Here is a 26,143-nt window from a genome sequence, read left to right as displayed (position 1 = left end):
GTCTGTGCCACTTGCGCCGGGCGACCGTCGGCGTTCACAACCGCATCCGGAGTGCTCACTCCCGACGCGGGACCTCGTGGCGCCCGAACCCGTACCGAAGCCGGCTGGCCAGCCGGCGGGAGAAGCGGCCGTCGTCGGCCCGCGAGCCGAAGCGCTCGCCCAGCGCCTGGTAGATGAGCGGCACCGGAACCTCCTGTTCGAGCGCCTCCTGGACGGTCCAGGTGCCCGTCGAACCGCCCTCGACGCGGTCGGCCACGTCGCCGAGGTCGTTGCCCTCCTCGCGGAACGCCTCCTCGCACAGCTCCAGCAGCCACGAGCGGATGACCGCGCCGTTGTTCCAGGTGTTCGCGACCGCTTCGAGGTCGAGGTCGTAGCGGCCGTTGGCCAGCAGTTCGAACCCCTCGCCGTAGGTCTGCATCAGCGCGTACTCGACGCCGTTGTGGACCATCTTCACGTAGTGGCCCGACCCGGACGGCCCCATGCGGTCGTGGCCGTCCGGTCCGGTGGCGACGGCGTCGAAGACGGGAACGAGCTCGTCGTAAGCCCACTGCTTGCCGCCGACCATCAGCGAGAAGCCCAGTTCCGCGCCGGCGGGGCCGCCGGAGGTGCCACAGTCGAGATACGCCGCCTCGGTCTTCGCCGCCCGCCGAATCGAGTCCTCGAAGTGGGAGTTGCCGCCGTCGACGACGATGTCGTTGCGGTCGACGTAGGGGTCGAGCTCGTCCAGCGCCGCGTCGACGGGGTCGCCCGCCGGCACCATCAGCCAGATGCGCTTGTCGCCCGACAGCGACTCGGCGAGGTCCGGGATAGAGTCGGCCGGGCGCGCGCCGGCGTCGGCCGCGTCCGCCACGGATTGTTCGTCGATATCGAAGACGACCACGTCGTGTCCCGCCCCGAGCGCGCGGTCGACGACGATACGCCCCATCCGTCCGAGTCCGATGACGCCGAGTTCCATACCGGGGACTCAGCGACCGGGCAGGTAGGGGTTGCGATTCGGCTCCGAAACCGCGTCTTCTTTCACTGTACACGTCGATGGAGCGCCCATGAGCGAACAAGGCTACGGGACACCGCTGATAGACACGAACCTGTTCATCACCGTGTCGGGCCCGCCCGGCTGTGGCGCGTCGACGCTGTGTACCCGCCTCGCAGAGGCGATGGACTGCCCGTACGTCGCCGGCGGCGACATCTTCCGGGACATCGCCGAGGAGCGGGACATGACTATCACCCAGCTGAGCGCGGAAGCACAGGAGTCCGACGAGATAGACCGGGCCCTGGACCAGCGGCTCCGGAGCATCGCCGAGCAGTGGGGGACGGCGAACAAACCCTTCATCCTCGAATCGCGCCTGGCCGGCTGGCTGGCCGGCGACCGCGCGGACCTGCGTATCTACCTCGACGCCCCCGAAGACGTGCGGATGGACCGCATCAGGGACCGCGAGGAGACCGCCGCCGAGATGGGCGTCCGCGAGGTCGGCGAGGCCGGGCGCTACGAGTCGTACTACGAGATAGACGTGGATGACCTGGAGCTGTACGACCTCCACCTGAACACCGCCCGGTGGAGCCAGGGCGGCGTCTTCGAACTCGTCCGGACGGCCATCGAGGAGTACGACCCCGAGGCGGACGAGGGCGCGTTCGGGACCACCCCGGTCGACATCGAAGCGTAAATCGGAGCGGTACGCTTTCGGGCCCGCGACCGCTCGGTCCCACATGGACGACCGCGTACGCGACCACGCCAGCACGCTCGTCGAGTGGAGCGCCCGCATCGAGGCCGGCGACGACGTCGTCGTCGAGGTCGGCGAGGGCGCCCACGAGCTGGGCGTCGCCGTGGCCGAGCAACTGGGCGAGAAAGACGCGAACCTGCTGTCGACGTACCGCTCGCCGGAGCTCCAGCGGGCCTACCTCACCGCTCACGACGGCGAGTTCGAGCGCGACCCGGCCTACGAACTGGCGCTGTACGAACGCGCCGACAGCGTTCTGATTCTGAAGGGGTCGAACAACACCGCCGGGAGCGCCGACGTGCCCGGCGACGTTCGCCGGGCCCACTCGAAGGCCCGACAGGACATCCGGGAGGCCCGCCTCGACACCGACTGGGTCTCCACGCAACATCCGACGCGGGCGATGGCTCAGCAGGCCGGGATGTCCTACGAGGCGTATCAGGAGTTCGTCTACGACGCGACCCTGCGCGACTGGGAAGCGCTGGCCGACGAGCAAGCCCGACTGAAGGACATCCTCGACGCGGGCGAGACGGTCCGCATCCGCTCGGCGGGGACGGACCTCACGCTCGATATCGGCGGACGAACCGCGGTCAACTCCGCGGCCAGCGTCGCCTACGACTCGCATAACCTCCCGTCGGGGGAGGTCTTCACCGCGCCCGCCGACACCGCCGGCGTCGTCACCTTCGACGTGCCGATGACGATACAGGGCCGCCGGGTCCGGGACGTGAAGCTGACCTTCAAGGACGGCGTCGTGGTCGACTTCGAGGCCGAGCAGGGCGCCGACGTCGTCGAGGAGGTCCTGGAGACCGACGGCGGCTCGCGCCGGCTGGGCGAACTCGGCATCGGGATGAACCGCGGCGTCGACCGCGTCACCGACAACATCCTCTTCGACGAGAAGATGGGCGGGACCGTCCACCTCGCGCTGGGCCGGGCCTACGACGCCTGCCTGCCGGCGGGCGAGGCGGGCAACGACAGCGCGGTCCACGAGGACCTCATCACGACGATGGGGGAGGGGTCGCTGCTGGAGGTCGACGGCGAGACGGTACAGGAAGACGGGCGGTTCGTCTGGGAGTGAGCGGCGGCGTGGGCCGTCCGTGCGACGGGCGACGCTGTGGCTCAGGTGGTAACTCGAACGGTCCGCGAAAGGGGTGGGGGTGGGGGGTGGTGGCACCCAAAACGGGTGCGCCCGGACTTTCGACAGTGGTAGTAAAGAAGGTTCCGGCCGATTGGCCGGGTCGTATCGCCCCACGGCGATAACACATATGTGCCGGCGACACATACCACCGCTCGTGACGACGGTGTCGTCGGACGGGCCCGAGACCCCCTCCGACATCCGGATTCGCACGGCCGAACGGGCGGACCTGCTGGGGGTACACCGCATCGAGCAGTCGGTGTTTCCACAGCCCTGGCCGTTCTCGGCGCTGGAGAGCTATCTGGGGGAGGCGGGCTTTCTCGTCGCCGAGACCGACGCCGACGACGCTCGGGTCGCCGGCTACGTCATCGCCGACACGGTGCCGAACCACGGGACGCCGCTGGGCCACGTCAAGGACCTGGCTGTCCGTGACGACTGTCGGCGCGAGGGCGTGGCGACGGCGCTCCTGCGGCGGGCGCTCGAACTGCTCTCGTCGGTCGGCGTGGCGTCAGTCAAGCTGGAAGTGCGGGCCGACAACGAGGGCGCGCTCCGCCTCTATCGCCAGTTCGGCTTCGAACACCGCCGGACCATCCCGAACTACTACAGCAACGGCGAGGACGCCCTGGTGATGGTCCGGCTGCTATCGAATTCGACCTGATTATACGGCTCGGGCGCCTGGGGTCCGGTAGCATGGGATACGCCTGCCCGGTCTGTGACGACCCACAGGCCGACGCCACGCACCTCGCGAACCACCTCGCGTTCACCGCGCTGACCGGCGGCGGCGACCACGAGACGTGGCTGGACGACCACGTCACCGAGTGGGGCCAGCTCGGCGAGATGGAGTTGGCCGAGCGGGTGGTCGACCACGCCGACGAGCGGGAGTTCCCGCAGGTGTTCGAGGAGAGCGGCGTGGCGGACCACGACCACGCCGACGACCTGCCGCCGGGCGCCGACAGCCACCGCGACCGGTCGATGAGCGACGACGACGCCGCGGTGCTGGAGGAGGCCCGCGAACTGACAAAGGAGATGCTGGACGACGCCGGGGCACCGGCGGAGACGGACGGCGACGACGCCGAAGACGAAACCGAGTAATCCCGCGAGCGCCTACGCCCCGGCATGGAGACCGAGGGGCAGTTCTCGCCGACGACAGCCGCCGCGGCGCGTGACCGCTACGAGTCGCTTGGCTCGACCGCACAGGTCGTCGTCAAGGAAGTCGCGAAGGCGATGGGGCTCGACGCCGACGAGTACCGGGAGCGGGTCACCGGCGAGGTCGTCGAGACGGCCCGCGACGTGCTCTTCGCCGAGTCGCTTTCGGTCACGGTCGGCAGCCGCGAGGAGTTCGAGGCGTGGCGGGCCGACGCCGACCACGCCGTCGAGGTGATCGGGTCGGAGAACGTCGACAACGTCGTCTGGCACGCGCCCGACTTCGCCGACGAGGCCGTCGCGGCGACCTACCAGTCCGAGCGCGAGGCCGCCGTCGGCACCCTCCGGCGGCAGGCCTTCGGGCGCATCTACAGCGAGGTCGTCTGATGCGCCGGGTCACCCGGAACTTCCTGCTGGCGATGGGCGCCGTCGCCGTCCTGTTGCTGGCGCTGGGTGCGCTCCCGGGCTTTCTCAAGAGCGGCGACCCCTACTACATGACCGCGACGCCGGTCGGCAACGACACCGCGGCGAACGCGACGGGCGCCGGCGGTGGGGCTGCCACGCCGGACGGCACCGCAACTGCTACGAACGATTCCAGCGCCGTCGACGCCGCCAACATCTCGGACCGGCGCTACCCCTACGCGACCGAGGCGCTGGCCAACGCGACGGCCGACAGCGCGGGCCGGTCGAGCGCCTACTACCGGGGCCCCGTCGGCTTCAAGGGCGCGTTCACCCACTCGCCCTTCGACGAGTACGACTCCCTCGTCCAGCAGTACCCCGGGGCCGCCGACGGCGACGCGGTCCGCGTGCGCAGCGACGGAACCGTTTACCGGCTGGCGGTAACACAGAGCCCATGAGCCGCGACCCGACCCACGAGTGGCCCGTTCTCGAATCGGCGGCCGAGTACGAGACCGGCTGGTACACCGGCGGCTACGACCGCGTGCGCCAGCCCGACGGCTCCGAGAAGAAGTACTACTGGGCCGACCTGCCCGACGCCGTCGTCGTCGTCGCCCGCACCGGCGACGAGCTGGTCTTCGTCGACCAGTACCGCCCGACCGTCCGCCAGCAGTGTCTCGAACTCCCCGCCGGCATCGTCGAGGACGGGGAGTCCTACACGACCGCCGGCGCCAGGGAGCTCCGCGAGGAAACCGGCTTCGAGCCGGCGGGCGTCTCGCTGCTGGAGTCGTTCGACTGTGCGACCGGCGTCATGCGCCACCGGCGGGCCATCGTCTTCGCCGAGGGGCTCACGCCGACCGAACAGGAGCTGGACGACAACGAGTTCCTCTCGGTGACGACGGTCCCCATCGACGACGCGCTGGCCGTCGCCAGGCGCGAGCCGGCCAACGACGCCACCATCGAGGGCGTCCTGCTCGCACAGGCCGAGGGACTCATCTGACCCGTCCGCTGTCGGCTACCGGGCGCTGGTCCACTCCGGAGCGGATTTACCGCTCGACGGCCACGAACGAACATGGACGGCGAAATCGGGACCGAGGAGATGCGGGAGTTGCTCGACGCCGACGACGCGCGGATAATCGACATCCGCTCGCCGGCGGCGTTCCGACGGGGCCACATCCCCGGGAGCGAGAACGTCCCGCTCGGCTCACTGGTCGACAGCGTCGAGCGGTTCGACGACGTGGAGCGGGTCGTCACGGTCTGTCCGAAGGGGAAGTCAAGCGTCCAGGCCGCCCGGCTCATCGCGTCGTACGAGGGCTTTACCGGCCGCGTCGAGAGCTTCGAGCCCGGGCTGTCGGGCTGGGACGGACCGTTCGACGACGGTAATAACGGGGCGGACGCAAACACGACGCGCGCCGACAGCGGGGCGGGCGCAGACACGACGCGCGCCGACAGCGGGGAGGGCGAGAACGCCGACGAGGGGCCGGACGCGCCGTTTTAGTTACAGCGGGCCCGGGCGTCCGGACACTGGTCGTGGCAGGTCCGGAGAAACTGGGCCAGGGTGACTATCTCTTCGAGCGAGTCGATATCCGGATACCGCTCGACCAGCGAGTCGTTCCACTCGCCGTCGCGCTTTCGCTCGGCGACGAACGCCTCCAGCAGGTTGCCGATGCGATAACAGTCCGCCGCGGAGAGCTCCTCGGTCAGCGCGATACCGGTGACCGACTCGGTGAACGCCCGGTACTTCTCGGGGTCGAGGCGCCACTCGTCGTCTTCCACCTGAATCCCCTCGAACGAGGGGACCGTTCGCACGTCGCTGTGCTCAATCCGTATCATAGTAGTATGTATCTGTGTAGTGCACTATGATGGGCGCATATAATCGTTCCTCCCATGCCATTATTTTCTACTCCGGTCCGGTTCGGACGGCTCAATAGGGAACTGGGGGCGGTTTCGTCACCGTGAAAGCGGACCGGGACCGCGTCCGCGTCCGGCGGTTCTCCACCCGAAGCGGGCGGGTTCAGGGCCTGAATCGGATAGACAGCGTCGTCGCGCCGCTGTCGGTCTCGTCGACGCGGACCGACGGGAGCGCCCCGACCAGCCGCGGCGGGAGCAGCGAGGCGACGCTGCCCGGGAGGCCCGCCAGCCGTCGCCGCGTGAGGGCGTAGCCGGCGGCGACGGCGGCGAGCCACCAGAGCCCGGCCTCGGCGGTCGGCCCGGTCGCGGGCGACGCGATAGCGACCCCGGCGGCCGCGAGCGCGAGCAGGCCGTCCTCCGGCGCGCCCGAGTAGCGGACGTACCGGCGGGGCCGGTGCCAGCGACCGAGGGCGTGGTTGTACACCGCCCGCTCGGTGGTCGGGTTCCAGGGTTCGGCCTCGACGCTGCCGGCGAGGGCGTCCGACCACGCGTGGAGCGCCGCCGCCCCGACGGCGACGGCGGCGAGCGCGAGCGGCGCCGCGCCGGTCGCGAGCAGGCCGCCCAGCGCGCCGAGCGCGAAGACGCTGTAGCCCACGGGGTAGTGGAGGCTCTTCCGGTGGTCGGCCAGCAGGTCCACGTCGGGGGCCAGTCCGCCGACCAGCGCCGCCAGCAGCAGCGGCGGACCGGCGTAGTCGCCCAAAATCGGCGTGGCGAGCGCGACCAGCGCCACGCTCGCGGCGCCGTGGGTCAGGGCCATCATTCGGCTATCGAGTACTACGTACGGCTCGATAGATATAAACAACCGGCAGCGCCCTCACCCTAGCCGCTGTCGGCGAGCCCGAGTCGGTCCCTGAGCGCGTAGACGGCCGCTGTGGCGACGCCGAGCAGCGCGAGGGCGGCCCCCGCGGGCAGGAGCTGTCCGCTCGATAGCTCGCCGCCGGCGTAGGCCACGGCGAGAAACGACGGCGTTCGGCCGACGAGGACGACGGCGAGGAAGGTCCGCAGGCGGATGTCGGTGAGGCCGGCGACGAAACAGAGCAGGTCGTCGGGGAAGGTCGGGAACAGAAAGAGGACGAACAGACCCGCGACCCCGGTCCGCCCGACCAGGTCGTCCCAGCGGTCGAGCGCGTCGGCGTCGACCACCCGCTCGACGTAGGGGCGACCGTACGACCGGGCCGCGACGAAGACGGCGGCGCTGCCCAGCAGGACGCCGGTCATGCTGTAGAGGGTCCCGTGGGCTGTGCCAAACAGGTAGCCCCCGACGCCGCCCAGTAGCTGTCCGGGGACAGGGGCCAAAATGACCTGTGCCGCCTGGAGGGCGACGAACGCCAGCGGGGCGAGCCGGCCGAGCGCGGCGACGCGGGTCCGGACCCACGCCGGGTCCGCCACCGGCACGACGGCGTGGACGGCGGCGGCCGCGAGGAGGACACCGACCGCGAGCGCGCCGGCCCGGAGGAGCGCGCCGCGGCGGGCGGCCGCGGAGTCGAAGACGACCGTCCGCTCCCTATCGCCGTCGGTCATCCGTGGCTGGTCACAGCGGCGAGGAGGCGTTGTACCGGGCGGTGGCGACCAGTCGCGTGACGTACTGCCACGTGGAGGTGCGCCGGCCGACGGCGGCCGTTCGGCCAGCCCGGAGCGCGTCGAGAACGGCGTCGGCGGTACAGCCCGACCCCGTCGGAAGCTCGACCTCCGTCGCCGCCAGCCCGATGCCGCCGGGGCGGTGGGCGTCGCTCCCGCCGAAGGCCGGATAGTCCGCCGCCCGGGCGTACCGCGTCGCCTGCTCGTTGCGGAGGTTGACCAGCGTGAGCGCGTTGTACACCTCGATGCCGTCGACGCCGTCGATGGCGTCCGCGCTCGCCCCGTGGCGGGAGCGCTGGAACGGGTGCGGGACGACCGCGACGCCGCCCCGTTTTCGGATTCGCTCGGCCGTGGCCGCCAGCGGTTCGTCCGAGGCCGGCGCCTCCTCGACCCCGATAGCGAGCAGGTGGCCATCGGCGGTCGACACCTCGCAGCCGACGATGGCGGTCACCGGCGAGTCGGCCGCGAGGTCGGCGACGACGTGGGCGCCCTCGACCGTGTCGTGGTCGGTGACGACGACGCCGTCGAGCCCCACCGCTTCGGCCCGGCGCAGCAGCTGCTCGGGCAACATCTCGCTGTCGTAGGAGGCGACCGTGTGGAGGTGCGTGTCGACGGTGACGGTCCGGCTCACAGGAGCCCCCACTCCAGCGCCACCGCGAGGCCGGCGGCCGACGCCGCGCCGAGGCCGGCCAGGACGTGGCTGGCCGTCGTCTTGTAGGCCTTGTAGTCCGAAACCATCAGCGGGCAGACGGCACAGACGAGCAGTCCCGCCAGCCAGCCGTTCCACGGGCCGACAAGCGAGAGCAGGAAGTAGTTGGCGACGACGACGAAGTTCGTGTGGACCACGGTCGTCCCGTGGTAGTAGCTCGTCCCCTCGTCGGAGCCAAAGCCCTCGCTGCTGTGGCGAATCAGTCTGAGCCCGCCGAAGGCGAGCACCAGGAAGCCGACGACGAGGCTCGCGAGGTCGTTGGGGGCCATCGCCACGTGGTAGAGCAACGCGCCGGGGACGAGGTAGGCGAAGATGTCGATGAAGGAGTCGACGCGCCGGCCGAACGGCGAGGAGACGCCGGCCCGGCGGGCGTACCAGCCGTCCGCCTTGTCCAGCCCGAACGCCCCGAACATCGCCAGCAGCGCCAGGTTGGGCTCCCCCCGCAGGAACAGGAGCGCGCTGGCCCACCCCACGAACAGCGCAGCGAGGCTGATGTAGTCCGCACCGGTAAGCTGTGCCACCACGTTCGTCCGCTCGCCGCGCTCGACGACGACCCGGTCAGTGGCTTCGACTCGCTCTCTCGCGCCGCGGATCGCCTCTCGCAGTTCCCCTGACATCGGCGTGTCCGATGCTCCGTACCCCTCAACTATAAAACCACTCTGAGAAATATTTACTTAGGAGATATCTATATATCTACTGTCCGCTCTATGCGGGTTGCGAGCGGTATGCAAACGGACCGACACGGACGTATCGCCGGTCGCGGACCGCCTCGAAGCCGTGGGCCTCGAACAGCGCCCTGGAGGGGACGTTGTCCCTGGCGACCAGCGCGGTCGCCCGCCGGGCATCCTGCTGCCGGGCGCGCTCGCAGGCCGCGGCGACGAGCGCCGACGCGACGCCCCGCTGTCGGTGTTCCGGGGCGACGTACACCCGCCGGAGATACGCCCCCTCGAATTCGAGGTCACGTTCGAGCGGGTGGATGTGGTGGGTCGCGTCGACGGAGTAGAACAGGTAGCCAAGCGGCGTCGCCCCGTCGAACGCGGCGAGTACCGCCTCTCCGTCGACCAGGTCGTCGGTCGGGGCGTCGAGCGGTGTCACCCGGTCGGGGTCGCACGCTTCGACGGTCGGCGACCCGCCGTCGGCCGCCCCCGGTTCGCCGGAGAGTGCGGCGACGTACTCGGTCATGACCGTGGCGGTCACACCCATCGCTTGGAGCCGGTCGTAGCAGGCCCGTCCGTAGCGGTTCCGCGTCAGCCGCCAGAGTTCCACCATCTACCCGGGCGCTCAGCGGGACGGCTGATAAGCGCTCGGGTGGACCGGCGCTCGCGCCCCCTGCCCGTCGGTGTCGTAGATGCGTCCCGCGCTCGGTGTCGAAGGCGCTCCCCGACGCGTAGTCCAGCCCTCGCCGGTATCGGGCGGGGCTCGTCGTACTCACCCGGCGCCGACGATGTCCTCGTCGGTCGGTCCCTGGCCGTCGAACTCGGCGACGACCGCGTCCAACCGCTCGGGGTCCTCAACGTGGGGGAGCCGCTCGTCGGCGGTCGTGGACTCGGCGTCGACGCCCAGCCGCACACAGGCGAGGTCGGCCGCCGCCGCCGCCATCTGTCGGTAGGTGGTCAGCTTCCCGCCGACGATGCTCGCCATGTTCTCGACGCCGTCCTCGGCGTGGTCCAGCAGGAAGAAGCCACGCGAGATGCCGCGGCCGCCCCGGGCCTGCTCGTCGGGCGCGTACAGCGGCCGAACCCCCCACCAGGTCCGGATTTCGGGCGCGTCTTCCACCGGCGGCAGCATGGCCCCGCACTCGCTTCGCGTCCGCTCGACCTCGGTCCGGTCAGTCTCGTAGTCGTCGGGGTCGTCGACATCGATGCTCGTCGTCCCCAGCACCACCTCGCCGCCGTGGGGGACGACGATATCGCCGTCGTCCGGGTCCCGACAGCGGTTCAACACCGGGTCGAGGCCGTCGTACTCGACGGATACCATCACGCCGCGGTTGGGTTGCATCTCGACGTCGAGACCGGCCATCCCGGCCAGTTCGCCCGCCCACGCCCCGGTCGCGTTGACGACGTAGTCGGCCGCGACGGTGTCGTCGACGCTCCCGCCGACCTCGACGCCAGTGACGGTCCCGTCGTCGCGCTGTATATTTTCGACGGGCGCGTGCGTGTGTATCGTCGCGCCCCGGTCGCGGGCATCGGCCGCGTTGGCCGCACAGAGCCGCGAGGGATAGATGACCGCGTCGGGGACGGTCATCGCCCGGACGGTCGCCTCGCTGAGGTCCGGGACCAGTTCGCGGGCCTCGTCGCCGTCGAGCGTCTCGGTCGGAATGCCGATGTCCTCGCAGGCCGCCCGCTTCGCCTCGAAGTAGTCGGGGTCGTCGCCTTCGAGCTGGACGAACAGCCCGCCGGTGTCGCGGATGCAGGCCCCGGCGATGTCCCGGAGGATATCGTTCTCCTGGAGGCACTCCTCGGCGCCCACCCGGTCAGCCTCGGCGTAGCGAGCGCCGCTGTGGAGCAGCCCGTGGGAGCGCCCCGACGTCCCGCTGCCGATGCCGCCCCGTTCGACCAGTGTCGTGTCGACCCCCCGCAGGGCGAGGTCACGGGCGATACCGGTCCCGGTGGCGCCGCCACCGACGACGAGTACGTCTGTTTCGTGTGGCATAGCGTCTAATTAGTGTAGTTGACACATCACTCTACCGACGGGATGGCGACCATCGAGTAGGTCTCCCGGCGAGGGCGCCGCTGTCCGGTCTCGGAATGGTGGCTCAGTTGAAACTATCGTCACAAGGGGCTCAGCGGGGGTAACTGCTCGTCATCGCCACCGTTGCGTTGTACACCGTCCCCCGTGAAAAACTCGTCTGTTGGCAGATGTGTAGAACGCAGATTATGGTGCCGACCAGTAGTTCGACGGCAGCCAACGCAACTTACATTATATGTCGCTGCATATAATCGGACAGTGTCCGAGCTAACGAAACAGCCGGCTACGGTCTGTATCGACGTTGGCACTGAGACCGACGTGTTCCGCCTCAGTGCGGCCGACGAGATACTCGATCTTCTGGTGGCTGCCCACGAGACGGAGTTTTCGATTCCCGAACTCGTCGACGCGACGGGTGCCGCCCGCTCGACGGTCTGGCGGGCTGTCGACCTGCTCGATGGCCTCGGCGTCGTTCGCGTCCGTGAGACGCCACAGCGCAACTACGTCTCTATCGATCCCGAGCGCCTGCAGAAGGACGACCCGATACTGGCTATCGAACAGACCGAGTTCCACGACCCGATTCGGGCGTTCGTCGAGCACGTACGGGATGCATTCGATGCGAGTGACGACATCAACGACCTCGTCGGTGTCGTCGTCTTCGGCAGCGTCGCCCGTGGCAAGGCCGACAGGCGGAGCGACATCGACCTGTTCGTCGTCGTCGACGGCGACCGAACGAGTGCCCGCCGACACACAACCGACGTGGTGAGTGAGCTCTCCGAGGAACGGTTCGACGGCGACCGATTCGCCTTCGAGCCGTACGTCGAGTCCGTCGACAGCGCCACCCGAGCGGGCTCGAAGCTCCGTGAGATATTCGATGAGGGTATCACGGTGGTCAGTAGCGAGCGGCTCCAGGCGATTCGCAAGGCGGTGTACAGCGATGAGTAGCACGCGTATCGAACAGCTCCTCGACACTGCACAGGCCGCGTTCGACCGGCGTCCGACCGACATCGAAACGGGGCTCAATGTGTCCGACGCCGCGCTGCTCCAACTCCGGAAGGCGTGTCGGCTACTCGCGGGTGCGGAGGCGCTACAGGAGCAGGACTACTACACGCTCGTCATCGAGGCTTCCTTTGTAGCCATGGAGCGTACGGTGGAGTTTCGACTTCTCGAACGCGGGACGATCGAGCCGACAGACTTGCCCGGTACGCATCCAGGCGTGTATCGGGAGGCGGCTTCAGCCGGTATCTTCGACGAGTCGGTAGCGAACGACCTCGCTGACCTGTGGCGCAACCACCGGGCGAAGACGTACTATCAGGACGGTCTCGCGGCGGCGGAGCGTGCCGAGACGATGTACGCACTCGCACAGGAGGTCCACGCCTTCGTTGTCGGCCGGTCTTCACAGCGACACGAGTGCCTCTGTAAGTAGCACGGCCGTTGGTCCTCGGCACATCACGCACAGGCCGCGTTCGACCGGCGCCGTCTCAATAGCTATCGGGAGAGGTCTGTACACTATTGAGGGGACTGTACCGCTCGTATCCCTCACTATTGTTACTGTACCCTCATACCCTACTATACCCCTATTATAAACGAGTTTAATACTCCTTGCGCCTGTTTCTGGTGATGACGCAGGACCCACAGCGGCTCTCAGACAGCATTTCACGGCGGAAATTTATCGCGGCAACCGGCGTCGCTGGCGCCGGAGCAGTGGCCGGGTGTACCGAAAACACGAGCGGTGAGGAGTCGTCCGAAGGGCTCTCCGGCGACGTTATCGTCAAAGGGAGCAGTACCGTCTTCCCCATCTCGGACACCTTCGCCGAGAGCTTCATGGAGGAACACTCCGAGGTCAACGTCACGGTTGACTCCACCGGGAGCGGTGGCGGGTTCGAGAACTTCTTCTGTCCCGGCGAGTCCGACATCAACGGCGCTTCCCGTCCCATCAAGGACAGCGAAGTCGAGCAGTGTGGTTCGAACAACGTCGAGCCCGTCGAGTTCCAGGTCGCCGGCGACGCGCTGACCATGGCGGTCAACAACAACGCCGACTGGGTCGACTGCGTGACACCCGAGGAGATGTCCCAGATATGGCGAGACGGCGGCGCCCAGAACTGGTCCGACGTGCGTGACGAGTGGCCCGACGAGGAGATCGTGCTGTACGGTCCGGCCGAGACGTCGGGGACCTACGACTGGTTCAACTCGAACATCGTCGGCGAGGACTACCAGCACACGGCCCGACACCAGCCGACCGAGGACGACGAGACCATCGTCGCGGGGATTCAGGACAACGAGTACGCGATGGGTTACTTCGGCTACGCCTACTACAAGTCCAACTCCGACGACGTCAAAGCACTTCAGGTTGACGGCGGCAGTGGCTGCACCGAGCCGAGCCTGGCCAACGCCAAGGACGGCTCCTACCCGATGGCGCGGCCCCTGTTCATCTACGCCTCGGAGTCGTCGCTGAAGGAGAAAGACCAGGTGTACGCCTTCGTCGAGTACTTCCTCGAGAACGCCGAGACTGACACGGTCCAGGAGATCGGCTACGTCCCGTCCAGCACGGACCTGCGCGACGAGAACCTCTCGAAACTCGAAGAGTACAACACCAGCGGCACCAGCACCGACGGCGAGTAAGCGCGCTCCTTTCCGCATTTATTATGAGTACAGATACGACCGCCGACGCAATTACGTCCAGACCCGCGGGCCGAGAGGCGCGTGAGCGACTGTACCGATATCTGTTGTTCACGTGTGCGGCCACCTCCATTTTCATAACCGTGGGTATCGTCTTCCTGCTGGCGAAAGACGCCATCGACTTCTTCACGATGGTCAGTCCGGTCGAGTTCTTCACCGGGACGACGTGGCTGCTCCCGCGCAACGAGTTCGGTGTGTTGCCACTCCTGACCGGGACGCTGCTCGTGACGATAATCGCAGCGGCCATCGCGCTCCCGATCGGTGTCGCAGCAGCTGTCTACCTCAGCGAGTACGCCAGCGAGCGGGCACGCTCCATACTCAAACCCGCGCTGGAGATACTGGCCGGCATTCCGACGGTCGTCTACGGTATCTTCGCGCTGGTCTACGTGACGCCGTTCCTGCGAATCTTTGGCCTGCCGTTGAACACGTTCAACGTCCTCAGCGCGTCGTTGATGGTCGGTATCATGATTATCCCGATGGTCTCCAGCCTCAGCGAGGACGCGATGAGCGCCGTCCCGGACTCGCTGCGGGAGGCCGCGTACGGCATCGGAGCCACGAAGTACGAGGTCTCGACCGGGGTGGTCATCCCCGCCGCGGTCTCGGGCATCTTCTCGTCGTTCATCCTCGCGCTCTCGCGGGCCATCGGCGAGACGATGATCGTCGCCGTCGCGATGGGGAGCCGGTCGCGGCTCTTCGACTTCGCGAACCCGCTCCAGAACCTCTGGCAGGGGAACCAGCCGATGACGGCCGCGATGATACAGATTAACTCCGCGGACAACGTCAGCGGCCCCGGCTTCAAGAGCATGTTCGCCATCGGGCTGACGCTGTTTGTCATCACGTTCCTCATGAACCTCGCTAGCAACAGAATCGCCGCGCGGTACCGGGAGGAGTACAACTGATGGCGACGCCCGAACAGGGGGTCGACTGGGCCGGCGACACGGGCCAGGTCAGTCGCCTCCGCGGCGTCGCCTTCGAGGCCACCTGTCTGGCGGCCGTCTCCTTCGCACTCGTTTCGGTGCTCGTGTTGCTGCTGTACGTCTCCGCGGACGCGCTGCGGCCGTTCTCGGCCGACCCCGGCTGGCATCTGGTTTTCTTCCTGACGCTGGTCGTCCCGTCGGTTTCGGCCGCGCTCTTCTACTACCGGCGCGACGACCCGGCGGGCGAGGTCGCGTACGCGACGACCGGACTGCCGGTCGTGGGCGTGCTGGGTGCCGCCGTCTTCGCCGTCGTGCTCGACATCGGACTGGTTACCGCAGTCGAGATGTTCGCGCTGCTGGTGTCGGTGCTCGTGGCCGCCGGCATCATCGTCGCCCACGCCCGGTACCGACCGCGGGCCGCGGCCGAGCGGATGGCCGTGCTGTTCGGCGCCCCGGTCGTGACGATACTCGGCGTGCCGCCGGCAGAGGTCACGATGGCGCTCAACATGGCACTGTCGGCGCTGGGACTCCCCGTCGAGTTCGGTTTTCGGCTCCTGAGTCTCCGCGAGGCTATCCTGCTGACGCCGGTCGTCCCCCTCCAGTGGATTATGGTCATGCTGTCGATCACCGTGCCCGTTAGCGCCGCCCTCGGCGGCTACGTCGCCAGAGAGCGGGCGAATCGGAAGGCGGGACTCGCGTTCGTCGGCGGTGCTGTCGCCGCCTCGGCGCTCGCCCCGCTCGTCGGGCCGGTGTCCGGTATCGGTGCGACGGGGTGGGTGCTGCTCGTCACGTTCTGTCTGCTCCCGGTCGCCGTCTACGTCGAGGGCGTGGTTCGTCGTCGCGAGGGCATCGCCGGGCTCACCTTCCCACTCATACTCGTCGGCGGGGTGGTGCTGGGGGCGCTGCTGGTCGACCTGTTCGGCTTCGCCCCGCCGGACCCCTGGCTCGACTGGAGCTTTCTCACCAGTGCGCACTCGCGGACGCCGGCCGAGGCCGGGTTCTACCCGCCTATCGTGGGCTCCGTGATGATGCTCATCGTCATCGCCCTCTCGACGTTCCCCGTCGGTGTCGGCGCTGCAATCTATCTCGAGGAGTACGCGCCCGACAGCGGTCTCATGGGGAAATTCATCACGCTCATCGAAATCAACATCGGCAACCTCGCCGGCGTCCCGTCGGTCGTCTACGGGCTGCTCGGACTGACGCTTTTCGTCCGGGTGCTGACGATGCCGACCGGTTCGGTGATAGTCGGCGGACTGGCCATCGGGATACTCATCCTCCCCATCGTCATCATCTCAGCACAGGAGGCCATCCGGGCCGTTCCGGACTCCCACAGGGAGGCCGCCTACGGGATGGGGGCGACCCGCTGGCAGACGACACGGTCGGTCGTGCTCCCGCAGGCGATACCCGGTATCCTGACCGGGACTATCCTCGCGGTCGGGCGCGCTATCGGTGAGACGGCCCCCCTGCTGATGATTGGTGCGGCCTCGTCGGTCCGACTCGCACCGAGTGGCTTCTTCGACCTGCTCCCGGCGATGCCCCGGCAGATATTCGCGTGGTCGACGAATCTCGAACCCGAAATCCGACACGGCGTGCTGGCCGCCGGCGTCGTTACGCTGCTCGTCGTCCTGTTGATAATGAACGGGACGGCGATTCTCATCCGGAACAAGTACCAGCGGGAGGCCTGACATCATGACAAACGAAAACGCGAACGCGGCCGCAAGCACAGAGACACAGCCGTCCGAGACCGAGGACCCGACGAGCGAACCGCTCGTCGAGCAGTCCATCTCGGTCGATAACACCAGTGACCGGCCGACAATGAACGGAGAGACCGTCATCAGGTCGAAAGACCTCGACGTGTTCTACGGCGAGACACAGGCCTTGCAGAGCGTCAACCTCGAGATTCCGGAGAACCAGGTCACTGCGATGATCGGGCCGTCGGGCTGTGGCAAGTCCACGTTCCTGCGGTGTATCAACCGCATGAACGACCTCATCGACGTGGCCCGAATCGACGGCGACCTCACCTTCGACGGTAAGAACGTCTACGACGACGACGTCGACCCCGTCGCGCTGCGCCGACGCATCGGGATGGTGTTCCAGCACCCCAACCCCTTCCCCAAGAGCATCTACGACAACGTCGCCTACGGGCTCCGGATACAGGACCGCGATGTCGACATGGACGCGGTGGTCGAGGAGTCCCTGAAGAAGGCGGCGCTGTGGGACGAAGTCAAGGACCGCCTCGACGAGTCCGCGCTGGACCTCTCGGGTGGGCAACAACAGCGTCTCTGCATCGCTCGTGCCATCGCCGTCGACCCGCAGGTCATCCTGATGGACGAGCCAGCCTCGGCGCTTGACCCGATCGCCACCTCGAAAATCGAGGACCTCATCGAGGAGTTGGCCGCGGAGTACACCGTCGTCATCGTCACCCACAACATGCAACAGGCCGCCCGGATATCGGATACGACCGCGGTGTTCCTCACCGGCGGTGAGCTGGTGGAGTTCGACGACACGGACAAGATATTCGAGAACCCCGAGAGCCAGCGCGTCGAGGACTACATCACCGGCAAGTTCGGATGAGCGCGATGGAGACACGCAAGATACAGCAGGTCGGCGGCGGCACCTACACCGTCTCCCTGCCCAAGGAGTGGGCCACCGCAGCCGACATCGAACCGGGTGCGGTCGTCGCCCTGCACAGCCACATCGACGGCACGCTCGTCGTCCAGACGGGCGTCGAGAGCGAGAGCGAGCCGCTGACGCTGTCGGTCGACGACGCCGACCCGGCGGCGCTGGAACGGACGCTCCGGGCGGCCTACACCGCCGGCGTCGACAGCGTCGAACTCGTTTCTTCCGACGGCGTCACCGAGTCGACCCACCGCCGGGTCGACCGGGTCACCCGGACCCTGACCGGCGTCACCGTCACCGAGTCGGGCGACGACGGGATGCAGGTCCGCTCGCTGCTCGACGTCGAGGAGGTGTCGATAACGCAGTCGGTCCGACAGCTCCAGTTCGCGGCGCTGTCGGCCCACCGGGAGGCCACGGCCGCGCTGACGACCGCGTCGGCCGACGCCCCGGCCGGACAGGCCGACGGCACCGACCGCATCGCCGCCATGGTCGACCACTACTTCCAGCGCGGGCTGGACTCGCTGTCGGTGATGGACGCGCTGGGACTGACCCGGCCGGAGCTGTTCGACCGGTGGGTCACCGCCCGCGAACTCGCCCGCGTCGCCGACCACGCCGACCGGATAGAGGCCGTCGCCGACCGGCTGGACGAGCCCGTCGACGCCGAAGTAATTGACGATGTCGAGACCCTCGCCGACCGCAGCCGCGACCTGGTCCAGGACGCGGTGGGCGTGGTCCTCGACGGCAACGGGGAGACCGCGGGCGGGGCCGACGACGCGCCCGAGGCCGTCCAGGGGCTCCTCGACGAGCGCGACCGGCTGTGTTCCGACATCGACGAGTTCGACCGGCGGCTGTTCGAGACCGACGCCGCCGACTACCGGCTCACACACGCCGTCGACGCCGTCCGAGGGACGGCCGAGGCGGCCGGACAGATAGCCGAGGTCGGCCTGCAGTCGCTGCTTCGGGAGCGGTGTTCGTCGGCCGGGATGGACGTCGAGTAGCCAGCGAGTGTGGCGTCGGGAGTAACCGCCCCGCCCGTCCCCGGCGTGGGTTTTCCGACTGTCCGGGCGGAGTGATACGCGTCCGCTGACGCGGAGTTCTCCGCTCGTTCTCCGAAAACCACCTCGACAGGCGCTATTCTGTGGACACCTCGTCCGGCGTCTCGCCGTCGAGGACGCCGGCGAGCCGGGTCAGCAGCTCCGACACCGCCGACTGGGTCGGGACGCGGTAGTCGGCCGCGGTCGCGTGCTCGCCGACCACCACCCCGAGATCACCCGCACCGAGCACCTCGAAGGCGTCCTCGTCGGTGGTGTCGTCGCCGACGTACACCGTCCCCCAGCTCTCTGGCACCTCGTCGCGCAGGCGCTCGACGATGGCGCCCTTGTGCCAGTCGACGGTCGGCTTGACCTCGACTATCATCTTGCCGCTGCCCGTCTCCAGCCCCTCGATTGGGTCGACCACGTCGTCCACGACGGCCGCGACGTCCCCGGGCGAGGCGGTCCGTGCGCGCCGGTAGTGGACGGTGAGGGTGACCGCCTTGTCCTCCACGTGGACCCCCTCCATGTCGGCCAGCCGGGCCGTTATCTCCTCGCGGGCGGCCCGCAGGTCGTCCGTCCGCGCCTCGGCTTCGGGGTGGACCGCCCGCTCCCCGTCGACCGTGTACTCCAGGCCGTGGTTGCCGACGTAGCGGACCCCCTCGATGCCGACTCGGGGCCGGAGGTCGGCGAGCTGGCGGCCGGAGACGACGGCGACGAGCGTGTCCGGGCGGGAAACGAGCCGCTCGACCGCTCGCCGGTTGGCCGGCGTTATCTCGGGGGCGTCCGGGTCGTCCTCGATGGGCGCGAGCGTCCCGTCGAAGTCCAGCGCGACGAGCAGCCCGTCGGCCCCGCCGAGCCGTCGGTCGACACTGTTGGCGTCCGCGACCGGGGCCGTCACGGCTGGCCTCCGGTCGGGAGCCCCGGTTCGGTCGCGGAGCCGTCGCCGTCCCGCAGCGCCATCGCCGCCCGCAGGTTCAGCCCCGTCCACGTCGCGAGGTCGTTCTCGGATACCTGCTCGCGGAGGCGCTGCATCCGGGCGCGCCGTTCCGCGCCGCGCATCGTGAGAGCGCGCTCGATGGCGTCGGTGAAGGCGCCGGTGTTCTGGGGCGTGACCAGCAGCGCGGCGTCGAGTATACTGCCCGCGCCCGCCTGGTCGCTGAGGATGAGCACGCCGTCGTCGTCGACCTGGGCCGCGACGTACTCCTGGGCGACGAGGTTCATCCCGTCCCGAATCGGACTGACCAGCGCCAGGTCGCTGTGACGGTAGAGGCTCGCCAGCGCCGTCGGCGAGATGTACTCGTCGAAGGAGAGGACCGGCGTCCAGTCGTCGGTGCCAAAGCGGTCGTTGACGCGCTCGACGCCGGCCTCTATCTGGTCCTGGACCTGCTGGTAGGAGTCAATCCGCGAGCGTGTCTCGCTGCCCTTCTCGACGTAGGTGAGTTTCCCCCGCCACTCGGGGTTGCGCTCCCAGAACTGCTCCAGGGCCCGAAGCCGCTCGGGGATGCCCTTGCTGTAGTCCAGCCGGTCGACGCCGAGGGCGACGGTGTCCGCGACCTGATACTTCTCGGTGAAGTCGGCCCAGAACTCGTCGGCTTCCGCGGAGCGCGCCCGCCGGGCTATCTTGTCCACTTCGACGCCCATCGGGAACTCCGTGACCTGCGTCGTCCCGCCGTCGTAGCGCACCGTCCCGGTCTCGTGGTCGACGGTCGCGTCGTCGAGGACCCGCTCGACGCAGTGCAGGAAGTTCTCCCGGTAGCGGGGGACGTGAAAGACGAGCAGGTCGTTGCCGAGTACCCCTTCGACTATCGCTTCGCCGTGGGGACAGCCCCGGAAGGTGTCCCAGGCCGGCCAGGGGATGTGCCAGAACTGCATCAACACGGTGTCGTCGTCGAGCCGCTCGCGGGCGATAGCCGGCGCGAGCGCGAAGTGGTAGTCCTGGAACCAGACGATGTCGCCCGGGTCGGCGTGGTCCGCGACGGCGTCGACGAACCGCTCGTTGACCGACTGGTACTGCTCCCAGTAGCGCTCCCACTCCGTGACGTTCGTCAGCGCCGAGTGACAGATGGGCCAGAGCACCTGGTTGCTGAAGCCGTAGTAGTAGTCGTCGACCTCGTCGTCGTCAAGCCAGACGCGGCGGAGCGTGTAGCCGGGGTCGTCGGGCGGGGCCGGCACGCAGTCGTTCTCGTCGACGACCTCCCGGTCGGCGTCGCCGTCCCCCCACGCGATCCACGTCCCGCCGACCGCCTGCATCACCGGGTCCAGCCCGGCCGTCAGGCCCCCCGCGTGGACTTCGACGGCGATGTCGTCCCCGTCGTATGTGTGGCTGTACGGCTGGCGGTTCGAGACCACGACGAGTCCACCGTCGCCGATGGCGTTCGCCCAGTCGGTCGACGTGGTCGCCTCCGGGTCGGAGTCCGTGTCCGAGCCGGCCTTACTGTTAGTCATCTGACGTAAGTTGTGGAGGCGAGCTGATATATACGAACGGCTTGCAGCTGCCACCATCGGCCAGACACCCGGTAGCGTTCCGCTACCGTCCACAGCGTCGCCAGCCGGGGGAAACCGGCGCGCTACCTTCCCCACCGCGCCGCGCTGCCGGCCGCCCGTTCGTGCCGTAAGTGCGGTACAGCCGGCAGCGGCAAAACCACCGGTTTATGACGGTGGCACCACGAACTACCGGCAATGACTGTCCGCCACGAGGGCCTGACTATCGACTGGCTGGGGTATGCCACGATACGCATCGCCGGCGAGGACCGCGTGGTGTACACCGACCCCGGGCGCTACGGCGTCCTCACGGGGGAGTGGGAGCCACACGCCGACGGCATCGGCCACCCGCCGTCGACCGACTACCGCGCCGAGGACGCCGACATCGTCTGTGTGACCCACATCCACCACTACGACCCCGACGGCATCGAGCGGGTCGCGAACGAGGACACCACTATCGTCGCCTTCGAGGGCATCGACGGCCGCGACGTCGAGCGGGACCTGCCCTCTATCGTCGACCTCCCCTACGAGGTCCGCGAGGTCGACGCCAAGTCACAGCTGGAGGTCGACGGCGTCCCCATCTGGACCTCGCCGGCCCACAACGAGCCCGACGGCAAGCACACGCTGCCCGACGGCACGCCCTACCACCCCGAGGGCTTCGGCTGTGGGTTCATGGTCGAGGTCGACGGGACCCGCGTCTACTACCCCGGCGACAGCGACGTGTTGCCGGGCCATCGCACCCTGGAGACATCGGTGTTCTGTCCGCCCATCGGCCCGCGGGCGACGATGGACCGCCACGAGGCCGCCGGGCTGGCGGCGACCATCGAGCCCCGCCTCGTCATGCCGGTCCACTACAACACCTTCTCCAACCTCGAAGCGGACGCCCGCGAGTTCGCCGCGGACGTGGCCGAATCGGGGATTCCCGTCGTGCTGGACGAGCGCTGAACCCGCCACACCTACCCGCCCGGCCCCGCCACGTCCCGTATGCCCGTTGCCGACCTCTCTCACCCTATCGAGTCGGGGATGCCAGTCTATCCCGGCGACCCCGCTGTCACTATCGACAGCCACGCGACGATGGCCGCCGACGGCTACCGCGTCTCGGCGCTCTCGTGTGGCAGCCACACCGGCACCCACGTCGACGCGCCCAGCCACACCGAACCCGACGGCGCCACGCTCGACGAGTTGCCCGTCTCGCGGTTCGTCCGGGACGCCGTGCGCGTGGACCTCCGGGACCGCGGCGCGCGCGAACCGATTCGGCCCGCGGACCTGCCGACGGTCGACGCCGGTGCGGTCGTCCTGTGGACCGGCTGGGACCGCCACTGGGGCGAACCCAAGTATCTGGACCACCCCTACCTCACGCCTGACGCGGCCCGCCACTGCGTCGAGCAGGGGTACGACGTGGCCACCGACGCGCTCAACGTCGACCCGACGCCGGCAGACGGTGCGAGCGGGAGTGACGACCCGCACGCGACCGACGGGGCGAGTAACGACCCGCAGATTCCCGCCGACCACCCCGACGCGGGCGTCCCCGCCCACCACGAACTGCTCGGGAACGGCCGGCTCATCGCGGAGAACCTGACGAACCTCGACAGCGTTCCGGCGCGGTTCGAACTCACCGCGCTCCCGCTCGCGCTCGCCGAGGGCGACGGCGGGCCCGTGCGAGCAGTCGCCCGCTGGGACTGACGGCGTCGGCGCGACAGGTGCGCTCGTCGCTGTCGCCTCGCCGGGGGCTACCGGTCCCACGCCGTCCACTCCCGGTGAGCGGCCGCGACGGCCGCCACTTCGTCCGTCGAGAGCTGTCCCTGCTCGGTCACGACCGACGCGACCGCGTCGGCCGGCGTCACGTCGAAGGTCGGGTTCGCCACGGTCACGTCGGCGTCTCCGTCGTACAGTTCGTCGGGGTCGCGGGGCTCCAGGTCGTACTCGCCGTCGGCGGCGACCTTGTCGCTGGCCGCGACGACCAGACAGTCGACGCCCGCCTCGGCCGCCGCCAGCGCCGCCCCGCGGGTGCCCGCCTTGTTGACGACGCGCCCGTCGGGCAACACCCGGTCCGCGCCGACGACCAGCGTGTCGGCGTCCCACTCGTCGAGTTCGAACGGGAAGGCCGCGTCCGTGGTCAGCGTCACGGCCGCCGCGTCGGCCAGTGACTCGGCGACACCGACGCCCTCGCCGCCGGGCCGGGACTCGGCCACCAGCACGGCCTCGGGGTCGGCCGCCCGGAGCGCCGCCGCGACGGTCCCCGACCGCGACAGCGTCGCCACCCGCTCGCCAACGGCGTCGACGGCCAGTCGGGCGGCCTCGCTGTCGGCGTCGACGGCCTGGGCGATGGCGCCGCGGCCGGCCCGCTCGACGGCCTCGGCAGTCCGTTCGTCTATCGCCGCGGTCATCACGCGGTTCACGCGGTTTTCGAGCACCGCCATCGACGGGCGAGAGCCCCGCAGGCGGCGGGCGAGGTCGGCCAGCGCCGACCAGCCGTCGCCGTCGCGCTCGCTCGTCTCTCCCGCCCCGTCTCGGTTCAGCCCCGCCAGCGCCGACTCGTCGCGGAGCGTTTCGAGCGCGCGCAGGGAGAGCCACGCCGAGCCGTGCGTCCGGTCGGCGAGGGTCGCTACCCGGGGCCGAACGCGGTCGTAGCTGGCCCACAGCCACGGGACCGTTTCGCGGCGCAGGATTTCGGGCGCGTGGACCCACTCGTACTCGGCGGTCCCGTCGTCGGCTTCGACGGCCCGCGAGTCACAGTCGAACAGGAACGGGTGAACCGGAAAGCGTCGCTCGCCGTCTTCGACGGGGACGGGCTCGCCCGGCCGGACGAGCGTGACGGCGTCGGCCAAGCCGGTTTTCTCGGCGATTTCGGCGCGTGCGGCCGTCTCGGGGTCGCGCTCGGTGCCGTCGTCGCGCTCGACTGGGCCGGCCACCCCGTCCCACTGGCCCCGAGAGCGCCCGGCGCCGTCGCTCCGGCGCAGGAGCAGTATCTCGCCGTCGTTGCGCAGGAAGCAGGTGACGACCGGTCCGTCCATACAGCCGCGAGGGCCGGCGCATCAATCAAGCTACGGGCCCGCCGGCTACGCCACTGCGTCGAGTATCGCGTCGATTTCCCCGGGAGTGTTGAAGACGTGAATCGACGCCCGCACGGCCTCGGGGTAGGGGAGCGACCGGACGACGATACCCTGCTCGCCCAGGCGCTCGACGGTCGCCTCGGGGTCGTCGGCCTCGAAGGTGACGAGCCCGGATTCGTACCCTTCGGGGCTCAAGAGCCGGTCGCCGAGCCCCTCCTTCAGCCGGTCGGTCAGGCCCGCGACGCGCGATTCGACGGTGTCGAGCCCCACCGATTCCATCGTCTCGATGGCCTCCGCGAGCGCGACGTAGGGCGCCGGCGACGTGGTGCCGACCTCGAAGCGGCGGGCGCCCTCGTGGTAGGCGTAGTCGTCGGCGCCCATCTCCTGGACGCTGCGGTAGCCGATGCGGGTCTGGCGAAGCGAGTCGAGGGCGTCGGGGTCGGCGTACAGCATGCCGCTGCCCCACACGCCCAGCAGCCACTTGTGACCCGCCGTCGCGACGAAGTCGGCGCCCCACTCGCCCACGTCGACCGGGTGTTGCCCGACCGACTGGACGGCGTCGACGAGCACCTGCGCCCCGGCGTCGTGGGCGATGTCCACCATCTCGCTGACCGGTAGCTGGGTGCCGTGGCTCCAGGTCAGCGAACTGGTGAGAAGCAGTCGGGCGCCGTCGACGGCGGCTTTCAGCTCGTCCAGGTCTACGCGTCCGGCCTCGGTCTCCAGCACCCGGACCTCGATGTCGTGGGTGTCTGCCAGCCGGTCCCAGGGCAGCGTCCCGGCGGGGTGTTCGAGGTCGGTGCGGACGACCACGTCGCCGGGCTGGAAGTCGATAGCACCGGCGACGAGGTTGATGCCGTCGGCCGTCGAGCGGGTGAAGGCCACGTCGGCGGGGCGGGCGCCGAGGTGGCCGGCGGCGACCTCGCGAGCGGCTTCGAGGGCGTCGAAGGCGACAGTGTAGGGTCCCTCGCCGCCGGGCGCCTCGAAGGCGTGGTGTTCCAGGAAGTCCGTCGCCGCCCTGACGACGGTGCGCGGGCTGGGGCCGCTCGCGCCCGTGTTGCAGTACGTACAGCGGTCGAGTGCGGGTATCGCCGCGCGAAGCTCCGCGGGGTCCATATCCGAACGTCGCGCCATGGGGCCTTCAGCGCTGTGTCCCCTCGATTCCGGAACGGCTAAACGCGGACTCGCGAAACAGTGGGCCCACACGGGCGATGGAGTCCGCCCGCCCCAACCGCCTGGACCGCTCCCGTCGCCGGACCCGGCTGATGACTCCTGTTATCCGCCCATGACAGAGTCACATCCACTGCTGACGGTCGAAACGGTCGTGCTGATAGGCATCGGCGGCTTCGCCGGCTCGAACCTCCGGTACTTCGTCGGCTCGCTGGTCCCCGGGCTGCAGGGGACGCTCATCGTGAACGCCCTCGGGAGCTTCGCGCTGGGCTGTCTGCTGTACGAGGCGATACATCTCGGCGTCCTGGCCGACGAGACCAAACTCGCCGCGACGACCGGCTTCCTCTCCTCGTTTACCACCTACAGCACGTTCGCCGTCGAGACCGCGCTGACCCCGGAGTGGGCCGTGGCGAACGTCCTCGCGAGCTACGCGCTGGGCTTTGGCGGCGTGCTCGTCGCTCGCCAAGCGGTCGCCGCCGTCGAACGGAGGGAGCAGCGATGGTGACTATCGACCCCGCCCACCTCGTCGGGACCGGCGGCGCTATCGGCGCCCTCTGCCGGCACTATCTGGGGTCGGCGGTCGACGTCGAGGGGTTCCCGCTGGGGACGCTCACCGTCAACGTCGTCGGGAGCTTCGTCCTCGGGCTGGTCACGTTCGCCGGCCTCGACACCGAGCTCCTCCTCCTCGTCGGCACCGGCGCCTGCGGCTCGTTCACGACGTTCTCCTCGTTCTCGTTCGACACCGTCCGCCTGTGGGAGTCGGGCGAGCGACTGCGGGCGGGGGTCAACGCGGCCGCGAACCTGGTCGGCGCCATGGCGGCCATCGGGCTGGCGTGGGGGGTCGTCGCCCTCGCCGGGCTGTAAGCCGCCGCGCGGGCCGTTCGTAGCCCTTCGTCTGGTCCCGCCATCGCCCTTGGGCCTTCGCCC

At 69.1% G+C, this 26,143-nt stretch carries 31 protein-coding genes and 1 riboswitch; of the genes, 19 read left to right on the top strand and 12 right to left on the bottom strand.

Annotation, left to right across the window (positions count from 1 at the left end; genetic code table 11):
* Positions 1 to 55 precede the first annotated feature (55 nt).
* Positions 56 to 955 carry a phosphogluconate dehydrogenase (NAD(+)-dependent, decarboxylating) gene (gene gnd / locus NJQ98_RS13755; RefSeq protein WP_262179646.1) on the bottom strand — a complete coding sequence of 300 codons (900 nt, stop codon included), beginning with the start codon at positions 953 to 955 and terminating at the stop codon, positions 56 to 58.
* A gap of 88 nt (positions 956 to 1,043) precedes the next feature.
* Here gnd and cmk point away from each other — a divergent pair, with 88 nt between their 5' ends.
* The 8 genes from cmk (at position 1,044) to NJQ98_RS13715 (ending at position 5,881) form a co-directional block, all read left to right on the top strand.
* On the top strand, positions 1,044 to 1,661 hold the full coding sequence (cmk, locus tag NJQ98_RS13750; protein WP_348533577.1) for a (d)CMP kinase: 618 nt from the start codon (positions 1,044 to 1,046) through the stop codon (positions 1,659 to 1,661).
* A 43-nt stretch (positions 1,662 to 1,704) separates the two neighbouring features.
* Entirely contained in the window at positions 1,705 to 2,787 is a 1,083-nt protein-coding gene (locus NJQ98_RS13745) for an aminopeptidase (RefSeq protein WP_262179644.1), read from the top strand.
* 214 nt (positions 2,788 to 3,001) lie between these two features.
* Positions 3,002 to 3,502: a ribosomal protein S18-alanine N-acetyltransferase gene (gene rimI, locus NJQ98_RS13740; protein WP_262179641.1), complete on the top strand. Its 501-nt coding sequence runs from the start codon at positions 3,002 to 3,004 to the stop codon at positions 3,500 to 3,502.
* Between the two features lie 32 nt (positions 3,503 to 3,534).
* The gene (locus NJQ98_RS13735; protein WP_262179639.1) at positions 3,535 to 3,936 is read left to right on the top strand and encodes a DUF5810 domain-containing protein; all 402 of its coding nucleotides are present in this window, start codon (positions 3,535 to 3,537) and stop codon (positions 3,934 to 3,936) included.
* Between the two features lie 24 nt (positions 3,937 to 3,960).
* Positions 3,961 to 4,374, top strand: coding sequence for a DUF5809 family protein (locus NJQ98_RS13730; protein WP_262179636.1), 414 nt, complete (start codon positions 3,961 to 3,963; stop codon positions 4,372 to 4,374).
* On the top strand, positions 4,374 to 4,844 hold the full coding sequence (locus NJQ98_RS13725; RefSeq protein ID WP_262179633.1) for a hypothetical protein: 471 nt from the start codon (positions 4,374 to 4,376) through the stop codon (positions 4,842 to 4,844). Before NJQ98_RS13730 ends, NJQ98_RS13725 begins: the two co-directional genes overlap by 1 nt.
* Positions 4,841 to 5,383, top strand: a complete 543-nt coding sequence (locus NJQ98_RS13720) for an NUDIX hydrolase (protein WP_262179631.1) — start codon at positions 4,841 to 4,843, stop codon at positions 5,381 to 5,383. Before NJQ98_RS13725 ends, NJQ98_RS13720 begins: the two co-directional genes overlap by 4 nt.
* A 72-nt stretch (positions 5,384 to 5,455) precedes the next feature.
* Positions 5,456 to 5,881, top strand: a complete 426-nt coding sequence (locus NJQ98_RS13715; protein ID WP_262179629.1) for a rhodanese-like domain-containing protein — start codon at positions 5,456 to 5,458, stop codon at positions 5,879 to 5,881.
* Here the strand turns inward: NJQ98_RS13715 and NJQ98_RS13710 are convergent.
* The 7 genes from NJQ98_RS13710 to NJQ98_RS13680 form a co-directional block, all read right to left on the bottom strand.
* Complete coding sequence (locus NJQ98_RS13710) at positions 5,878 to 6,216, bottom strand: hypothetical protein (protein WP_262179627.1); 339 nt, start codon at positions 6,214 to 6,216, stop codon at positions 5,878 to 5,880. The genes NJQ98_RS13715 and NJQ98_RS13710 overlap by 4 nt on opposite strands.
* Positions 6,217 to 6,397: 181 nt before the next feature.
* Positions 6,398 to 7,054: a metal-dependent hydrolase gene (locus tag NJQ98_RS13705; protein WP_262179625.1), complete on the bottom strand. Its 657-nt coding sequence runs from the start codon at positions 7,052 to 7,054 to the stop codon at positions 6,398 to 6,400.
* A gap of 59 nt (positions 7,055 to 7,113) precedes the next feature.
* Positions 7,114 to 7,815 carry a TVP38/TMEM64 family protein gene (locus NJQ98_RS13700; protein WP_262179624.1) on the bottom strand — a complete coding sequence of 234 codons (702 nt, stop codon included), beginning with the start codon at positions 7,813 to 7,815 and terminating at the stop codon, positions 7,114 to 7,116.
* A 10-nt stretch (positions 7,816 to 7,825) separates the two neighbouring features.
* Complete coding sequence (locus NJQ98_RS13695) at positions 7,826 to 8,503, bottom strand: CehA/McbA family metallohydrolase (protein ID WP_262179622.1); 678 nt, start codon at positions 8,501 to 8,503, stop codon at positions 7,826 to 7,828.
* A complete protein-coding gene (locus tag NJQ98_RS13690) occupies positions 8,500 to 9,198 on the bottom strand; it encodes a CDP-alcohol phosphatidyltransferase family protein (RefSeq protein WP_262179620.1) in 699 nt (232 codons plus the stop codon). Before NJQ98_RS13690 ends, NJQ98_RS13695 begins: the two co-directional genes overlap by 4 nt.
* An 88-nt stretch (positions 9,199 to 9,286) precedes the next feature.
* Positions 9,287 to 9,850: a GNAT family N-acetyltransferase gene (locus tag NJQ98_RS13685; protein WP_262179618.1), complete on the bottom strand. Its 564-nt coding sequence runs from the start codon at positions 9,848 to 9,850 to the stop codon at positions 9,287 to 9,289.
* 159 nt (positions 9,851 to 10,009) lie between these two features.
* The gene (locus tag NJQ98_RS13680) at positions 10,010 to 11,233 is read right to left on the bottom strand and encodes an FAD-dependent oxidoreductase (protein WP_262179617.1); all 1,224 of its coding nucleotides are present in this window, start codon (positions 11,231 to 11,233) and stop codon (positions 10,010 to 10,012) included.
* Between the two features lie 294 nt (positions 11,234 to 11,527).
* Between NJQ98_RS13680 and NJQ98_RS13675 the strand changes: the two genes are divergently transcribed.
* From NJQ98_RS13675 to NJQ98_RS13645, 7 genes are all read left to right on the top strand, one after another.
* The gene (locus NJQ98_RS13675; RefSeq protein ID WP_262179614.1) at positions 11,528 to 12,211 is read left to right on the top strand and encodes a nucleotidyltransferase domain-containing protein; all 684 of its coding nucleotides are present in this window, start codon (positions 11,528 to 11,530) and stop codon (positions 12,209 to 12,211) included.
* Complete coding sequence (locus NJQ98_RS13670) at positions 12,204 to 12,692, top strand: DUF8154 family protein (protein ID WP_262179612.1); 489 nt, start codon at positions 12,204 to 12,206, stop codon at positions 12,690 to 12,692. Before NJQ98_RS13675 ends, NJQ98_RS13670 begins: the two co-directional genes overlap by 8 nt.
* A 194-nt stretch (positions 12,693 to 12,886) precedes the next feature.
* The gene (locus tag NJQ98_RS13665; protein WP_262179610.1) at positions 12,887 to 13,888 is read left to right on the top strand and encodes a PstS family phosphate ABC transporter substrate-binding protein; all 1,002 of its coding nucleotides are present in this window, start codon (positions 12,887 to 12,889) and stop codon (positions 13,886 to 13,888) included.
* A gap of 23 nt (positions 13,889 to 13,911) precedes the next feature.
* The gene (pstC, locus tag NJQ98_RS13660; RefSeq protein WP_262179608.1) at positions 13,912 to 14,844 is read left to right on the top strand and encodes a phosphate ABC transporter permease subunit PstC; all 933 of its coding nucleotides are present in this window, start codon (positions 13,912 to 13,914) and stop codon (positions 14,842 to 14,844) included.
* Positions 14,844 to 16,547 carry a phosphate ABC transporter permease PstA gene (gene pstA, locus NJQ98_RS13655; protein ID WP_262179606.1) on the top strand — a complete coding sequence of 568 codons (1,704 nt, stop codon included), beginning with the start codon at positions 14,844 to 14,846 and terminating at the stop codon, positions 16,545 to 16,547. The genes pstC and pstA overlap by 1 nt, the downstream gene beginning before the upstream one ends.
* Before the next feature lie 4 nt (positions 16,548 to 16,551).
* Positions 16,552 to 17,436 (top strand): phosphate ABC transporter ATP-binding protein PstB, encoded by an 885-nt coding sequence (pstB, locus tag NJQ98_RS13650; RefSeq protein ID WP_262179604.1) that lies wholly within the window; start codon positions 16,552 to 16,554, stop codon positions 17,434 to 17,436.
* A 5-nt stretch (positions 17,437 to 17,441) separates the two neighbouring features.
* Complete coding sequence (locus NJQ98_RS13645) at positions 17,442 to 18,479, top strand: AbrB/MazE/SpoVT family DNA-binding domain-containing protein (protein ID WP_262179603.1); 1,038 nt, start codon at positions 17,442 to 17,444, stop codon at positions 18,477 to 18,479.
* 133 nt (positions 18,480 to 18,612) lie between these two features.
* On the opposite strand, the gene otsB is transcribed toward NJQ98_RS13645, so the two are convergent.
* Together otsB and NJQ98_RS13635 are read right to left on the bottom strand one after the other, a co-directional pair.
* Entirely contained in the window at positions 18,613 to 19,413 is an 801-nt protein-coding gene (gene otsB, locus NJQ98_RS13640) for a trehalose-phosphatase (RefSeq protein ID WP_262179601.1), read from the bottom strand.
* Complete coding sequence (locus NJQ98_RS13635; protein ID WP_262179600.1) at positions 19,410 to 20,960, bottom strand: alpha,alpha-trehalose-phosphate synthase (UDP-forming); 1,551 nt, start codon at positions 20,958 to 20,960, stop codon at positions 19,410 to 19,412. The genes otsB and NJQ98_RS13635 overlap by 4 nt, the downstream gene beginning before the upstream one ends.
* A 234-nt stretch (positions 20,961 to 21,194) precedes the next feature.
* Here NJQ98_RS13635 and NJQ98_RS13630 point away from each other — a divergent pair, with 234 nt between their 5' ends.
* A complete protein-coding gene (locus tag NJQ98_RS13630; RefSeq protein WP_262179599.1) occupies positions 21,195 to 21,941 on the top strand; it encodes an MBL fold metallo-hydrolase in 747 nt (248 codons plus the stop codon).
* Between the two features lie 39 nt (positions 21,942 to 21,980).
* Positions 21,981 to 22,679 carry a cyclase family protein gene (locus NJQ98_RS13625; protein ID WP_262179598.1) on the top strand — a complete coding sequence of 233 codons (699 nt, stop codon included), beginning with the start codon at positions 21,981 to 21,983 and terminating at the stop codon, positions 22,677 to 22,679.
* Positions 22,680 to 22,726: 47 nt separating this feature from the next.
* Here the strand turns inward: NJQ98_RS13625 and NJQ98_RS13620 are convergent, their stop codons facing one another.
* Both NJQ98_RS13620 and NJQ98_RS13615 read right to left on the bottom strand, forming a co-directional pair.
* Positions 22,727 to 24,010 carry an eIF2B alpha/beta/delta subunit family protein gene (locus NJQ98_RS13620; protein WP_262179595.1) on the bottom strand — a complete coding sequence of 428 codons (1,284 nt, stop codon included), beginning with the start codon at positions 24,008 to 24,010 and terminating at the stop codon, positions 22,727 to 22,729.
* Between the two features lie 45 nt (positions 24,011 to 24,055).
* Positions 24,056 to 25,162 (bottom strand): aminotransferase class V-fold PLP-dependent enzyme, encoded by a 1,107-nt coding sequence (locus NJQ98_RS13615; RefSeq protein WP_262179593.1) that lies wholly within the window; start codon positions 25,160 to 25,162, stop codon positions 24,056 to 24,058.
* A gap of 82 nt (positions 25,163 to 25,244) precedes the next feature.
* A riboswitch (Fluoride riboswitch) is annotated at positions 25,245 to 25,328 on the top strand.
* Between the two features lie 3 nt (positions 25,329 to 25,331).
* Between NJQ98_RS13615 and NJQ98_RS13610 the strand changes: the two genes are divergently transcribed.
* Positions 25,332 to 25,721 (top strand): CrcB family protein, encoded by a 390-nt coding sequence (locus NJQ98_RS13610; RefSeq protein ID WP_262179590.1) that lies wholly within the window; start codon positions 25,332 to 25,334, stop codon positions 25,719 to 25,721.
* A complete protein-coding gene (gene crcB, locus NJQ98_RS13605) occupies positions 25,715 to 26,080 on the top strand; it encodes a fluoride efflux transporter CrcB (RefSeq protein WP_262179589.1) in 366 nt (121 codons plus the stop codon). Before NJQ98_RS13610 ends, crcB begins: the two co-directional genes overlap by 7 nt.
* The last annotated feature ends 63 nt before the right edge of the window (positions 26,081 to 26,143 follow it).

Origin of the sequence: Haloarcula laminariae (assembly GCF_025457605.1) — an archaeon.
Taxonomy (GTDB): Archaea; Halobacteriota; Halobacteria; order Halobacteriales; family Haloarculaceae; genus Haloarcula; species Haloarcula laminariae.
The sequence above is the reverse complement of the archived record's forward strand: the minus strand, read 5'-3'. Positions and strand labels throughout refer to the sequence as shown.